12 protein-coding genes are annotated in these 14339 nt (G+C 52.6%); 6 read left to right on the top strand and 6 right to left on the bottom strand.

Annotation, left to right across the window (positions count from 1 at the left end; all coding sequences use genetic code 11):
- The first annotated feature begins 15 nt into the window (after window positions 1-15).
- Both ispB and ACJJIY_RS08000 read left to right on the top strand, forming a co-directional pair.
- Window positions 16-978 (top strand): octaprenyl diphosphate synthase, encoded by a 963-nt coding sequence (ispB, locus tag ACJJIY_RS08005; RefSeq protein WP_444895268.1) that lies wholly within the window; start codon window positions 16-18, stop codon window positions 976-978.
- Window positions 979-1228: 250 nt separating this feature from the next.
- Complete coding sequence (locus ACJJIY_RS08000) at window positions 1229-1858, top strand: hypothetical protein (RefSeq protein WP_444895269.1); 630 nt, start codon at window positions 1229-1231, stop codon at window positions 1856-1858.
- Window positions 1859-1949: 91 nt separating this feature from the next.
- On the opposite strand, the gene ACJJIY_RS07995 is transcribed toward ACJJIY_RS08000, so the two are convergent.
- Both ACJJIY_RS07995 and galU read right to left on the bottom strand, forming a co-directional pair.
- Window positions 1950-3296, bottom strand: coding sequence for a phosphohexomutase domain-containing protein (locus ACJJIY_RS07995; RefSeq protein ID WP_444895270.1), 1347 nt, complete (start codon window positions 3294-3296; stop codon window positions 1950-1952).
- On the bottom strand, window positions 3293-4144 hold the full coding sequence (gene galU / locus ACJJIY_RS07990) for a UTP--glucose-1-phosphate uridylyltransferase GalU (RefSeq protein ID WP_444895271.1): 852 nt from the start codon (window positions 4142-4144) through the stop codon (window positions 3293-3295). The genes ACJJIY_RS07995 and galU overlap by 4 nt, the downstream gene beginning before the upstream one ends.
- 317 nt (window positions 4145-4461) lie before the next feature.
- On the opposite strand from galU, the gene fabA reads away from it, so the two are divergent.
- Both fabA and fabB read left to right on the top strand, forming a co-directional pair.
- Window positions 4462-4986, top strand: a complete 525-nt coding sequence (gene fabA / locus ACJJIY_RS07985; protein ID WP_108731685.1) for a 3-hydroxyacyl-[acyl-carrier-protein] dehydratase FabA — start codon at window positions 4462-4464, stop codon at window positions 4984-4986.
- A gap of 67 nt (window positions 4987-5053) precedes the next feature.
- Complete coding sequence (gene fabB, locus ACJJIY_RS07980) at window positions 5054-6277, top strand: beta-ketoacyl-ACP synthase I (protein ID WP_444895272.1); 1224 nt, start codon at window positions 5054-5056, stop codon at window positions 6275-6277.
- A 59-nt stretch (window positions 6278-6336) separates the two neighbouring features.
- Here the strand turns inward: fabB and ACJJIY_RS07975 are convergent, their stop codons facing one another.
- From ACJJIY_RS07975 to ACJJIY_RS07960, 4 genes are all read right to left on the bottom strand, one after another.
- Entirely contained in the window at window positions 6337-7185 is an 849-nt protein-coding gene (locus ACJJIY_RS07975) for a sugar nucleotide-binding protein (protein WP_445355113.1), read from the bottom strand.
- A 15-nt stretch (window positions 7186-7200) separates the two neighbouring features.
- Window positions 7201-7824 carry a single-stranded DNA-binding protein gene (gene ssb, locus ACJJIY_RS07970; protein WP_282934376.1) on the bottom strand — a complete coding sequence of 208 codons (624 nt, stop codon included), beginning with the start codon at window positions 7822-7824 and terminating at the stop codon, window positions 7201-7203.
- A 172-nt stretch (window positions 7825-7996) separates the two neighbouring features.
- On the bottom strand, window positions 7997-9148 hold the full coding sequence (locus ACJJIY_RS07965) for an MFS transporter (RefSeq protein ID WP_444895274.1): 1152 nt from the start codon (window positions 9146-9148) through the stop codon (window positions 7997-7999).
- A gap of 90 nt (window positions 9149-9238) precedes the next feature.
- Window positions 9239-10645: a mannose-1-phosphate guanylyltransferase/mannose-6-phosphate isomerase gene (locus tag ACJJIY_RS07960; RefSeq protein ID WP_444895275.1), complete on the bottom strand. Its 1407-nt coding sequence runs from the start codon at window positions 10643-10645 to the stop codon at window positions 9239-9241.
- Window positions 10646-10804: 159 nt separating this feature from the next.
- On the opposite strand from ACJJIY_RS07960, the gene uvrA reads away from it, so the two are divergent.
- Both uvrA and ACJJIY_RS07950 read left to right on the top strand, forming a co-directional pair.
- Window positions 10805-13630 (top strand): excinuclease ABC subunit UvrA, encoded by a 2826-nt coding sequence (gene uvrA / locus ACJJIY_RS07955; protein WP_444895276.1) that lies wholly within the window; start codon window positions 10805-10807, stop codon window positions 13628-13630.
- A gap of 88 nt (window positions 13631-13718) precedes the next feature.
- A complete protein-coding gene (locus ACJJIY_RS07950) occupies window positions 13719-14318 on the top strand; it encodes a hypothetical protein (protein WP_444895277.1) in 600 nt (199 codons plus the stop codon).
- Window positions 14319-14339: the final 21 nt, after the last annotated feature.

The raw sequence follows: 14339 nt of genomic DNA, 5'->3' as shown, positions 1-14339 counted from the left end.
ATAAGGAACTCTCACATGCTGCCTTTTCACCGGGTCGCCGCCGAAGACTTTGCTGCGGTTAACCAGCGCATTCTCGATCAACTGCACTCGGACGTTCCCCTGGTGGAAAATATAGGTCACTACCTGGTCGAAGCCGGAGGCAAGCGCCTGCGCCCACTACTGGTACTGCTCTGCGCCAAAGCTTGCGGCTATCAGGGTGAGAACCATATCGATCTCGCCACAATTATCGAGTTTATTCACACTGCTACTTTACTGCACGACGATGTTGTAGACACCTCTGACATGCGCCGCGGCCGCCTTACCGCCAATGCCAAGTGGGGCAATGCGCCCAGCGTACTCGTGGGAGATTTCCTCTATTCCCGCGCCTTCCAAATGATGGTTGCTCTGGAAGACATGAGCATCATGGCAATACTCTCAGAGACCACCAACACCATCGCAGAGGGTGAAGTACAGCAGTTGGTCAACGCCGGTGATCCCGCAGTAAGCGAAGAGAATTACTTCACTGTCATCCACAAAAAGACCGGCGCACTGTTTGAAGCCGCCTGTGAAACTGCTGCCGTATTAGCCAACTGCTCAAGTGAAGAACAAACTGCACTGAAACTCTACGGTCGACACCTAGGACTCGCCTTCCAGCTGGTTGATGACGCTCTCGATTATCGCGGTAATTCGGAAGAACTGGGTAAAAATGTTGGGGATGACCTGGCGGAGGGCAAACCGACCCTGCCCTTGATCTACACCATGGCCAACGGCAGCAAGGACCAGGCACTGCTGGTAAAAACTGCAATTGAACAGCGCAGTGCGGAAAAGCTCAGTGAAATAGTAGAGGCCATTGAAGCCTGCGGTGCTCTGGATTACACCATGGATCGTGCCCGGGCCGCTGTAGAAGACGCCAAAAAGCAATTGGCCTTTATGCCCGAGAGCGAACAAAAAACCGCCCTGCAGCAATTGGCGAGTTTTGCTATAGAGAGAAACGTCTAGAAGTAAATGCTGCTCGGGCTATATCGATAGCACGGGCAGCGCCGCTACCTTAAGCACAATGCGAAACAACGCAGCTCCCCCCTCGAGCAGCTACCAAACCTGACCAGCCTCCAAGCTTTATTCGTATCTATTTCCCGCTACCCCTCCAACATTCGGTACGATTGTTCCTCTTGTTATTTCAAGCGCCAACACCAATTCCTCAGGGGCAAAAATAACGAGAAGAATATAATTGGTATGGAGAGATCAGCACATGAGAAGCTCTACTGCGCTTTATCAGCTTAGAAATTACCCGGAAATGTTCTTAAAAAATAACCTGGTGAGGATTACCGGTACAAAAGATACTGGAGTCATGGATTATCAATTCGGGACCTACACCATGGGCATGGGCGCACCTGGTATCGATAGCCCCAATGAAATTTTTGCTTTCCACCGCCAAGGGGTCTTTATCGAAGATCCGCAAACAATCAAGGTCCACCATATTCGTATGATCGATTGGGATGAAGTCCTTGCCCTAGATCGCCTTGAGCCCTACCAAATGCGCAGCGGTGCCGACATTATGATTACCGGGCAACTCAGTGACTGCTGTTTCTGTATTGGCGGGCGCAATACGAATATGCCGGCCGTTGCTCATGTTCGCCCAAGGAAAAAACAGGGACTCAATGGCAAGGCCACACACAATGAAATTATCAACCGGGGAAAGTTTAGGTTTTTAGGTAACGTCACAAAATCCCTTGGGCGCTCAACTCTAAAGCCCCACCATCACATCTACACAGACTACGCTTATGTTATTGGAGTACGGGTTAAGAACCAGTGGCAAATCTTCGCTCAACACGTAAAGACCCCCAAAGGCCCCATCCAAGCTGTCACCCGACTCTTATAATTTCTTCCATAAAACCAGATAAGTAACTTTGAGTACCCCCAAACCAAAAAGCCCCGCAGTTGCGGGGCTTTTTAACATTAAAAAACGAGTATCAACCGATAAGCTTAAGCAGCTCCTCTGTTTTCTCCCGCATTAATTCCTCACTTCCCCGGGATTCAACATTCAAGCGAACAACCGGTTCAGTATTTGACATACGCAAATTAAAACGCCACTCGGGGTAAACGATACTCAACCCATCCACGTGCTCAACGCTGTCAGCTGCAGGTCCATACTTTTCCTCTGCCGCCTTTAACAGTGCTGCAGCATCCTGAACCTTAGAGTTAATCTCTCCCGAACAGGGGAAAGCGGCCATGCGCTCACCAACAAGCTGTGACAGCGATTTACCACTGCGACTTACCAACTCAGCAACCAATAACCATGGAATCATACCGCTATCGCAGTAGGCGAAATCCCGGAAATAATGATGCGCACTCATTTCACCGCCATAAATGGCATCTTCCTTGCGCATGCGCTCTTTAATAAAGGCATGACCGGTTTTACTCTGTACCGGCTCTCCACCAGCAGCGCGGACAATATCCTCGGTATTCCAGAGCAGGCGTGGATCATGAACAACTTTGGCACCGTTGTTTTTTGCCAGGAAAGCTTCTGCCAGCAAGCCAACAACATAGTAACCTTCAATAAAATCACCACTTTCATCGAAGAAAAAGCAGCGATCAAAATCACCATCCCAGGCTATACCAAAATCAGCACCGCTTGCCCGCACTGCCTCGGCAGTAGAATTGCGGTTTTCTGGCAAAATTGGGTTGGGAATACCGTTGGGAAAGTTGCCGTCGGGCTCGTGGTGAACTCGCACAAACTCAAATGGCAGGTGTGGAGCCAGCGCATCAACAACCGCCCCCGCACCACCATTACCGGCATTAACCACCAATTTTAATGGTTTCAATGCAGTATTATCGATATACCCCAATAAGTGCTGCACAAAATCAGCGCGGTGTTCAAAGCGCTGCAAAGTGCCTCTTTGCTCAACCGGAGCAAAGTTGTTTTCTTCTGCCAAGCGCTTGATATCCAGTAGACCGGTATCACCACTGATTGGACTACTGCCTGCACGGACAAACTTCATGCCGTTGTAGTCCATAGGATTGTGACTAGCAGTAACACAAATACCGCCGTCAAAGTCCCCGTGGAAATTGGCAAAGTAGACCTCTTCTGTACCGCACTCGCCGATATGGAAAACATCGGCACCCGCATCTCGCAATCCATTGACCAGCGCATCTGTCAGCTCGCCACTGGTAAGCCGAATATCATGCCCAACAACTACTCGACGAGCATTCAGGAACTGGGCAAAGGCACGCCCCACTCGATATGCAACATCGGTATTAAGTTCATCGGGTACACGGCCGCGAAGGTCATAAGCTTTGAAACAAGTCAACTCACTCACTTACCTTTCTCCTCAGCAGCCTGCTCTGGCAAATACACATTTTCGTAAACGTGGTTAGTAGCATCAATAAAGCCTTCTACAGAACCACAGTCAAAGCGTCGACCTTTGAAGGCATAGGCTAATACGCAGCCCTGCTGAGCTTGCGCCATCAGCGCATCGGTAATTTGAACCTCACCATTTTTGCCTGGAGGAGTATCACGGATCAGATCAAAGATATCCGGTGTCAGGATATAACGACCAATAATCGCCATATTACTTGGGGCATCTTCCGCTGCAGGCTTCTCCACCATATTGGTGACTTGATACAGACCAGGTTTAATCTCATTGCCACCGATCACACCAAATTTATGAATCTGCTCCTTCGGTACTTCCTCTACCGCAACAATACTGCAGCGGAATTGCTTATAAAGCTGAACCATTTGCCCCAAAACGCCCATATCTTCATTTAGACACAGGTCATCAGCCAACACCACGGCAAACGGCTCATCGCCAACCAGGCGATGTCCTTGCAAAATAGCGTCACCCAGGCCTCTCATTTCGCCCTGACGCGTATAAGAAAAGCTCGCTCTATCAATCACTTTGCGCACGGAGTCCAGGTAACGTTCTTTGCCGGTACCCGCGATCTGGTGTTCCAGCTCAAAATTGGTATCAAAGTGATCCTCAATCGCGCGCTTGCCTCGCCCAGTGACAAAACCAATCTCGGTCAGTCCCGCCTCTATAGCCTCCTCAACGCCATACTGAACCAGTGGCTTATTCACCAGCGGCAACATTTCTTTCGGCATTGCCTTGGTGGCAGGAAGAAAACGAGTGCCATAGCCGGCAACAGGAAATAGGCATTTCTTGAGCATTCTGCTCCCCCAATCAATTTAAAACAGCGCACCCCCGCGCAGTGCCGGCAACTTATCATAGCGTCGCTGTGCAAGCACTTACACTCGATAACGTTAAGCTTGGCCCAATATGTGAATTCCCTGAGGATAAACACCAAAACTATATGAGTAAGATGAGGAATTAACACGCTAAATAGGCGGTATTTGTGAAGACAATTCTCACGCCAGTCACAAAAACCCCCTTGACCGACTGGACAAGCGACACAGACCCCTTAGAATGCCCGCTCTTGCAAAAGTGTCCAATCTCAATTGCATAACCACCCACTAACGGGGAAATGATGAGTAATTTTGTACAAAAAAGTGAGTATACCAGAGAGGAGCTCCTGACCTGCTCCCGTGGCGAGATGTTCGGCCCAGGCAACGCCCAGTTGCCGGCTCCCAATATGTTGATGCTCGATCGTATCACCCATATATCCAAGGAAGGTGGTGCTTTCGGCAAGGGAGAGCTGATCGCTGAGCTCGACATTCACCCCGACCTATGGTTCTTCGACTGCCATTTTCCCGGCGATCCCGTAATGCCCGGCTGCCTCGGCCTGGATGCTATGTGGCAATTATTGGGTTATTTCCTGGCCTGGAAAGGCAACCCCGGCCGCGGTCGAGCACTGGGCTGTGGTGAAGTTAAATTTACCGGCCAAATTCTCCCCACCAGCAAGAAGGTGACTTACCATATTCAGATGAGCCGGATTGTTGAGCGCAGGCTTGTTATGGGTATTGGCGACGGCAGTGTCTCTGTGGATGGAAGAGAAATTTACACAGCAAAGGATCTTCGCGTAGGCTTATTTACCCGTACGGACAATTTTTAAACTCGTTTAAGACTAATACCGGTAGAAACCATCAGTCCTCTGCCGACAAGCTATGCTGGAGATCACTATGCGTCGGGTCGTCATTACCGGAATGGGTATCACTTCCTGTATCGGTACCAACACTAAAGAAGTCACCGAGTCACTGAAAACTGGTCGAAGCGGCATCCGCTTCCAAGAAGAGTATAAGGAGCTCGGCCTGCGCAGCCATGTGGCTGGGCCTGTGGACATCGATTTCAAAGAGCATATCGATCGCAAGCAACTTCGCTTTATGGGCGACGCTGCAGCCTATGCGTACATTGCCATGCGTGAAGCAATCGAGATGTCGGGCCTGCAGGAGGAGCAGATATCTAATCCGCGCACGGGTATCGTGATGGGCTCTGGCGGCACATCCACTCAGCAGATTATTGACGCTGCACATACTCTGAAGGAAAAAGGTGTTCGCCGTGTAGGCGCCTACCGCGTGCCCCAGGTAATGAACAGTACCGTTTCCGCATGCTTAGCCACTCCATTCAAAATCAAAGGGGTGAACTACAGTATTTCTTCCGCTTGCGCTACCAGTGCCCACTGTATAGGAAACGGAGCTGAGCTTATCCAGATGGGTAAGCAGGATGTAGTGTTTGCTGGCGGTGGTGAGGAACTTGCCTGGAGTTTGACTCACTTGTTTGACGCTATGGGCGCCCTCTCAAGCAAATATAACGATACTCCGACAAAAGCATCACGCCCCTACGATGCCGATCGCGATGGCTTTGTGATCGCCGGTGGTGGTGGCTGTCTGGTACTCGAAGAAATGGAGCACGCCGTGGCTCGCGGTGCGACCATCTATGCGGAGCTAACCGGTTACGGCGCAACTTCCGATGGTTACGATATGGTTGCCCCAAGCGGTGAAGGCGCCACCCGCTGTATGCAGCAGGCTCTGGCCGGTATGGACGGCAAAGGCCTGCAGGGTAGCGTGGACTATATCAACACCCACGGCACCTCTACACCCGTAGGCGATGTCGCCGAATTGAAAGCCATGCGCGAAGCCTTCGGGGATACAGTTCCGGCATTCGCCTCTACCAAATCTCTGACAGGCCACTCTCTGGGAGCTGCAGGGGTTCAGGAGGCCATTTACAGCCTGCTGATGATGCAGAATAACTTTATTGCTGCATCAGCCAATGTAGAGAACCTCGACCCCGCTGCGGAAGGCATGGACCTTGTCCGCCAGCTGCGTGAGACTGAAGTCAAACGGGCTATGTCCAATAGCTTTGGCTTTGGCGGAACTAATGCCTGCCTGATATTCGATAAAATCTAATCGAAATAAAAAGGGCGCCGCGAGGCGCCCTTTTTATTGACTGCACAACAGAAACCAAACTATTCCGGAGTCGCGTGCAAGCGCTCCAACCACAGCTCAACCTGGCGTGTCAGTCCCTGTCTCCAGCTCCGCTGCTGAACACCAAAGACATCCCGCAACTTGCCACATGAAAGTACTATGCTGCGATCCCGCTTCTCAGCCTCATCCCCTAATGAAGTAAATTGCGCAAAGCGCTCTTCATCGTAAAAAGCCTGGGCGCGCTCGACCACCTCCAGGGCAAACTCCATCGCTGTGCAGCTATCAGAACTACCGTAGTGATAAACGCCTCCTGCCTTGGCCCCGCTAGCGAGCTGCTGGGCAACCGCCACTGCGACACGAGCCAGATCCACCACTGTTACTGGGTTGCCGCTGTTCCTTCCATCCAGGGCTAAAGGCTCTCCAGACACAAAGTTGCGTAAAATACGCCCTAACAAGGCATCCGGACCACTATCCACCATCCAGCCAAAACGCAAAATCGTCAGGTTTTGCAGCCCATTAAAGGCATCTTCGCAGGCCAGCCATTCGCGCCCACTCGAGGACTGTGGTTCTGCGGGCTCATCTTCGTCATAGCGGCGGCGCTCACCGCCAGAAAAAACTTGGTAGGATGAGAGATGAATAATATGTTCACAGGGTGCAGCACAAAGCCGCTTACTCACCAGCAGTGACTCCGGCATGCCTCGATTGTCGGCACAGGCGGAGGCATTAATCACAATTGAGCCCGGTCTCAATTGATCGATTTCCCCGGGGGTCAACTGCTGTATGCGAAAGCCTGCGCGCTGCAGTCTTTTTTGCAGCGCACCATCAATCTCATTACCAGCTGTGATAATGGCGACGGTATCCGGCATATAACCTGTATTCAATTCAGACACTGGTAAATCCAGTTCTTAGAACGGGATATCGTCATCAAAGCTATTATCGAAACCACCGGCAGGACCTTGGTTCGGCTGTTGCTGGGGCTGCTGGTTAGCTGGTGCCATCGGTGAGGGAGCGGTACGCCCCTGCCCGTATGCCTCCTGGCCGCCCTGCTGCTGGTAGCCACCCTGAAAACCGCCGCCCTGTTGGTCAAAACCGCTGGAACCACCCATCGGCTGGCCGCCACCCATTTGGCCACCTGCGGCTGCGCCCATTCCAGCGCCACCCATACCCTGACCAAAGCCGCCCTGCTCACCGCGACCGTCCAGCATCTGCATTTCGCTGGCAACGATTTCAGTGGTGTAGCGGTCCTGGCCGGAATTCTTATCCTGCCACTTACGGGTGCGTAGAGAGCCCTCTACATAAACTTTGGCCCCCTTGCGCAGGTACTCACCGGCGATCTCAGCCAGGCGGTTAAAAAATACTACGCGATGCCACTCAGTGCGCTCCTGCTGCTGGCCAGTCTGCTTGTCTTTCCAGCTCTCACTTGTAGCCAGGCTGATGTTGGTAACAGCACCGCCACTCGGCATATATTTGGTTTCCGGGTCATTCCCCAGATTACCGATCAGAATTACTTTATTAATACCCCTGGCCATGGCCCTCTCCTCTCGTCAACCCGGGCTCCACCCGGGGCAATAAACTATTTAAACAATCAATTAATCTATCAAGTGTTATGAAATACCGTCAGTGCTACATTGCACCATCAGTAAATATTGTATTTTTATCCAGTAGGATACAATAGCGGCTCAGTGTTAGTAAGCGCTACCTTCACGCTCTCTCGCGCAAACCCCACCACAGCAACATCCATAGCAGCAGCACCGCCAAACCCAGAGCAGCAACTGCGGAAGCGCCCCCCAGACCGAACAGCAGGCCACCCAGGCTACCGCCGACAAAGGTGCCAAAGAACTGTAAAGTCGCGTAAAGCCCCGTAGCTGCGCCCCTCGCTTCCGCCGGAGCCTTCCTGGTTAGCTGCGCCGGCAGCAGGGCTTCAAGCAGGTTGAAACCGGTGAAGAACACTGCCAGCAAGACTACCAGCATCCAGGTGCTTACAGACAACAAGGCCGCACTGCCACCGATCAAAGCTAAACAAGCAAAATTAAGCGCAAAAGGCACCCGATCACTTTTCTCTGCCGCCCTCATCATTGGCAACATCAGCAAGAAGGTGCCGAGCATGAGTGGTCCATACAATTTCCAGTGCTCGCTAGCCGGCCAATCCAATCTATCGACTAGCACCAATGGCAAGGCGACGAACAATGCCGTGAGCAACAAGTGGGAGAAAAAGGCCCCAGAAACCAAGCGCCAAACAAGACCGCTTTTAACTACCGAACGAAAACCACTGCCATAAACTGCGGGCCGCCGAGCCGCCTCCGGAGTCGGCACCAGGCGCCAAACCAATAATCCACCCAGCAGTGCTAATCCAGCAGTGACCCAGAAAATTGCCGGCAAGCCGCCCACACCGGCTAGCGCTGGCCCCAGGATCACCGCCAGCATAAATGCGACGCCAATAGACGCTCCGATAATCGCCATCGCAATACCGCGCTTTTCATCGCGGGTTAAGTCGGCAACCAGCGCCATCACCGCAGCGGCAATAGCACCACAACCTTGCAGTACCCGCCCCACAATAAGTCCGTAAACCGAATCCGTCAGTGCAGCGATGACACTGCCCAGGGCAAACAGTGCAAGGCCGGTATAAATAACCGGCTTGCGCCCCCAGCGATCGGACAGGAGCCCCAGAGGAATTTGGAGTATCGCCTGACTCAGGCCATAGGCGCCCATTGCCAGCCCCAGCAGCATGGGCGTGCTATCGCGATAGCCCTCGCCGTACACAGTGAGAACCGGCAGGACCATAAACAGGCCCAGCATACGAAAGACATACAGGGAAGCCAGCCCACCCAGGGCGCGGCGCTCAATGGAATTCATGCAAATCCCGGAACAGCATCAAATAGGGCGCGCATTGTACAGTGAGCCGCCTCCCGGCTGTAGGGGAAACAGCACAACTTTTATCCACAACTAGTTACGACCGTACTCATCATCGAGGCGGACAATGTCATCCTCTCCGAGATAACTGCCGGATTGCACCTCAATCAGCTCCAAGGGAATCGTGCCGGGGTTCTCCAGGCGGTGGACCACCCCCAGGGGGATATAAGTCGATTGGTTCTCGGTGATCAGGACCTCTTCTTCACCCCGGGTAACCTTCGCAGTTCCCTGCACCACAACCCAGTGTTCAGCGCGGTGGTGATGCATCTGCAGGGATAGCTGCTGGCCCGGCTTCACCACAATACGCTTCACTTGAAAGCGTGGACCCGCATCAATCGAGTCGTAGTAGCCCCAGGGCCTATATACCTTGCGGTGCCTTTGGGCCTCACTGCGACCAGTGTTCTTGAGGTTACTGACCAGTTTTTTGACTTCCTGGACCCGTTGCCGGTCAGCGATCAGAAGCGCATCGTCAGTATCGACAACCACTAGGTCGGATACACCGAGAAGGCTGACCAAGCGGCTCTCACCACGCACCAGGCAGCGCTGGGAGTCTTCTAGCAACACATCACCCTGAAGCAAATTGTCATTGGCATCGCGTTTTGCCAACTCCCATAGCCCCTGCCAGGAGCCCACATCGCTCCAACCCGCATCCATAGGTACAACTGCCGCGGATTCCGTCGGCTCCATTACTGCATAATCCACAGACTCATCTGCGCAGGCTGCAAAAGCCTCTCTATCCACCCGGGTAAAATCCAGATCCCTCGCGGCACTCTTATAGGCACTGCGGCAGGCTGTGAGAATATCTGCACGGTACCGCTCCAACTCCTCCAGATAGCGGGAAGCTCGGAACAGGAACATGCCACTGTTCCAGGAGTAATCCCCGGAGGCCAGGTAAGCTTCAGCGGTTTCAGTGTCCGGCTTTTCGACGAACTCCGCCACTTTCCAAGCAGTTTCCGCCAATTTATCCCCGCGCCGAATGTAGCCGTATCCGGTCTCCGCCCGGGTCGGCACAATACCAAAGGTGACCAGATACCCCTGCTCAGCCAGGGCTCGGGCCGACTCTACAGACTCCTGAAAATTTGCCTCGTCGGAAACGGCGTGGTCTGCCGGTAATACCAGCAGTAAAGGGTCAGCTCCTGACTCCAGTGCTGCCAGGGCAGCCAGGGCAATAGCCGGTGCAGTATTGCGCGCGCAGGGCTCCAGTAAAATGGACTGGGCTCCGTGGCCGATTTCCTGCAATTGCTCGGCAGCGGCAAAACGATGCTCTTCGTTGCATACCAGGATCGGCGCCTGTAATGGCTCAATGCCCTCCAGGCGCCTTACGGTTGCCTGTAACATCGTTTCACCACCGATAAGGGGTAAGAACTGTTTAGGGTAGGCCTCGCGAGAGAGTGGCCACAGGCGCGAGCCAGTGCCACCACAGAGAATCACAGGAATCATCGAATGCTATCTGCCTGAATGTCGGGTATTGCGAAAGACAATTTTCGCACATCAGGTGGCGAGTTTATACTTGACTGTTTTTCCGGCACCGCAGTTGTGATCGCCCCGCGCGGAGCAAGTCCGAGGCCCGGCCCAGTATTAGCAGCATATAGGTAGAGCGTGGACACGATTTATGTAAGGGGTGCTCGCACCCACAATCTGAAGAATATCGATCTGGACATTCCCCGCGATAAACTGATCGTTATCACCGGCCTGTCCGGTTCCGGCAAATCTTCCCTGGCCTTTGACACCCTCTACGCAGAGGGGCAGCGCCGCTACGTGGAATCACTCTCCACCTACGCCCGTCAATTCCTGTCGATGATGGAAAAGCCGGATGTGGATACCGTCGAAGGGCTATCACCGGCTATTTCAATCGAGCAGAAGTCCACCTCACACAACCCCCGCTCCACTGTGGGCACCATCACAGAGATCTATGACTACCTGCGGCTGCTATTTGCCCGGGTTGGAGAACCCCGCTGCCCCGAGCACGACGAACCCCTGCAAGCCCAGACAATCAGCCAGATGGTGGATCAGGTACTGGCTTTACCGGAAGGCAGCAAGATTATGTTGCTGGCGCCGGTAGTTCGCGATCGAAAGGGTGAGCACCAGCACGTATTTGAACAATTGCGCCGGGACGGATTTGTGCGGGCACGGATCGACGGAGTTATCTGTGACCTGGACGACACCCCCAAGCTGGATAAGCGCCGCAAGCACACCATTGAGGTGGTGGTAGACCGCTTTAAGGTGCGTGAGGACCTGCAACTGCGTTTGGCGGAATCCTTCGAAACTGCCCTGAATCTCACCGACGGTATCGCCTCCATCAGTTTTATGGATGGAGACCAGGAAGATCGCCTCTTCTCTGCCCGCCACGCCTGCCCCGTCTGTGATTACTCACTGGATGAGCTAGAACCGCGCCTGTTCTCCTTCAACAACCCCGCCGGTGCCTGCCCCAGCTGTGACGGCCTGGGCGTCAAACAGTTCTTCGATGAAGACAAGGTAATTATCGATTCGGAAAGCAGTATTTCCGAGGGGGCCATTCGCGGTTGGGACAGACGCAACATTTACTATTACCACATGCTCGACTCCCTCGCCGAGCACTACGGTTTCGATCTGGATAAGCCCTGGAAAAAATTACGCAAAGCCCACCGCAAGGTTATCCTGCAGGGCAGTGGCGATGAAGAGATAGACTTCAGCTACGTCAATGATCGCGGCGATGTCACCGTGCGCCAGCACACCTTCGAGGGCATTATCCCCAATTTCCAACGCCGCTATCGGGATACCGAGTCCCAATCGGTACGGGAGGAGTTAGCCAAGTATCTGAGTACACAAAAATGCCCAGAGTGCCACGGTACCCGCCTGCGCCGCGAGGCCCGTCATGTCTTTGTGGATAACCGCACCCTGGCGCAAATTACTGAGCTGCCTGTAGGCGATGCGTTCGAGTATTTCGACCATGAGCTGGCTTTTAAAGGCGCCCAGAAAGAGATTGCCGATAAGATTCTCAAAGAGCTTCGCGATCGATTCCGCTTCCTCGTCGATGTCGGCCTGAATTACCTAACCCTAAACCGCAGTGCAGAAACCCTCTCCGGCGGCGAAGCACAGCGCATTCGCCTCGCCAGCCAGATCGGCGCCGGCCTCGTGGGCGTAATGTATATTCTCGACGAGCCCTCTATCGGCCTACACCAGCGGGACAACGAGCGCCTGCTCAACACCCTTACCCACCTGCGCGATATCGGCAACACGGTTATTGTGGTGGAGCACGATGAGGATGCCATTCGCAGTGCCGACTTTATCGTCGATATTGGCCCCGGTGCCGGAGTCCATGGTGGAGAAGTCGTGGCAGCGGGTACCGCCGATAAAATTACCAAATGCAAGAAATCCCTAACCGGTCAGTACCTCTCCGGCAAAAAGAAAATTGCCGTACCGGAAGAACGCTACGTACCCGACCCGGACTATTTGTTGCGCCTCGAAGGGGCCAGTGGAAATAATTTACAGGACGTCGATCTGGAGATCCCAGTAGGATTATTTACCTGTGTAACCGGTGTATCCGGCTCTGGTAAGTCCACCCTGATTAATACAACCCTCTATCCACTTGCCGCCACTGCACTTAACAAAGCAACAACCCTTAAGGCCTCTCCCTATAAAGAGGCGCACGGTCTGGAGCACTTCGACAAATGCGTGGATATTGATCAGAGTCCTATCGGGCGCACTCCTCGCTCAAACCCGGCAACCTATACCGGTATTTTTACCCCAATTCGCGACTTGTTTGCTGGCACCCAGGAAGCCCGCTCACGGGGCTATAAACCTGGACGCTTCAGCTTTAACGTCAAGGGTGGGCGCTGTGAAGCCTGCCAGGGCGACGGGGTGATTAAGGTAGAAATGCACTTTTTGCCGGATGTCTATGTACCCTGTGATACCTGTCACGGCAAGCGCTACAACCGCGAGACCCTGGAGGTACACTACAAGGGCAAGAATATCCACGAAGTATTGGAAATGACCGTGGAAGATGCACGGGAATTCTTTGACCCTGTGCCCGCAATCGCGAAGAAGTTGCAAACCCTAATGGATGTCGGCCTCTCATATATCAAGCTAGGCCAGGCTGCCACCACTCTCTCAGGTGGTGAAGCCCAACGGGTAAAACTCTCCCGCGAGCTATCCAAACGAGACACTGGGCAAACCCTGTACATCCTCGACGAACCGACTACCGGCCTGCACTTTGCCGATATCCAATTACTGCTGGATGTTCTCCATCGCCTGCGCGATCACGGCAATACCATCGTAGTGATCGAACACAATCTGGACGTGATCAAAACTGCAGACTGGATTGTAGACCTGGGCCCGGAGGGTGGCTCTGGCGGCGGGCAAATTATTGCCACGGGGACACCTGAGGATGTTGCAGAAATGGACATTTCCCATACCGGGCGCTTTCTAAAAACCATGCTGAACTAATTGAATAGGAAAGGATGCCAATCTATAGACCGGCATCCTTTCTAGCTCAATTCACTTAAAAATAACTAGTAGGTAGGTGCGACAAGATATGAAGTTATTCAATCGTGACCGCTTAAACTCAGTGATCGCAGTAAGTGCAATTATGATTTCTCTGGCATCCTTCTATGCCACCTATTTACAAGCCAGAGCTGCCAACCAACAAGTCAAAATAATGACAATGCCGGTTATCCAGTTCAGCCATGGAAACTATGATGAGAAGAGAAATCAGAATAGGATCACTTTTAATTTTCACAATGCTGGAGCTGGCCCAGCCATCCTAAAATCCGTTAGTTTTAAATATAGAAATGTAGAATACTCAAGCACCCATGATTTTTTGCAAGCCTGCTGTCAGGAGGAGCATAAAATGATGAAAAATAAATTTAATAGAAACCATAGAAATCACCACCCACCCCTTGATGAAGGCTTTCAAAGCTCTTCAGAAATAAATGAAGTTATCATTCCCGCACAATCTGAGTATCCTTTCTATTCGTTAAGTCGTGGCACTGCAACTTCTGAACTATGGGAAAAAATTAATCAAGAAAGATGGAAACTTTCGGTTTCCGCCTGCTTCTGCTCACCGCTGGGAAATTGCTATGAGTCAAATTCAAAGAAAATTTCAATGGAAGTCAGCCAGTGCCCTAACAATTAACCACTTTAATAGGCGGGTTCT

The organism is Microbulbifer maximicatervae (SeqCode), assembly GCF_052468155.1.
Note: the sequence above shows the minus strand (reverse complement) of the source record. Positions and strands in the feature narration are given on the sequence as shown.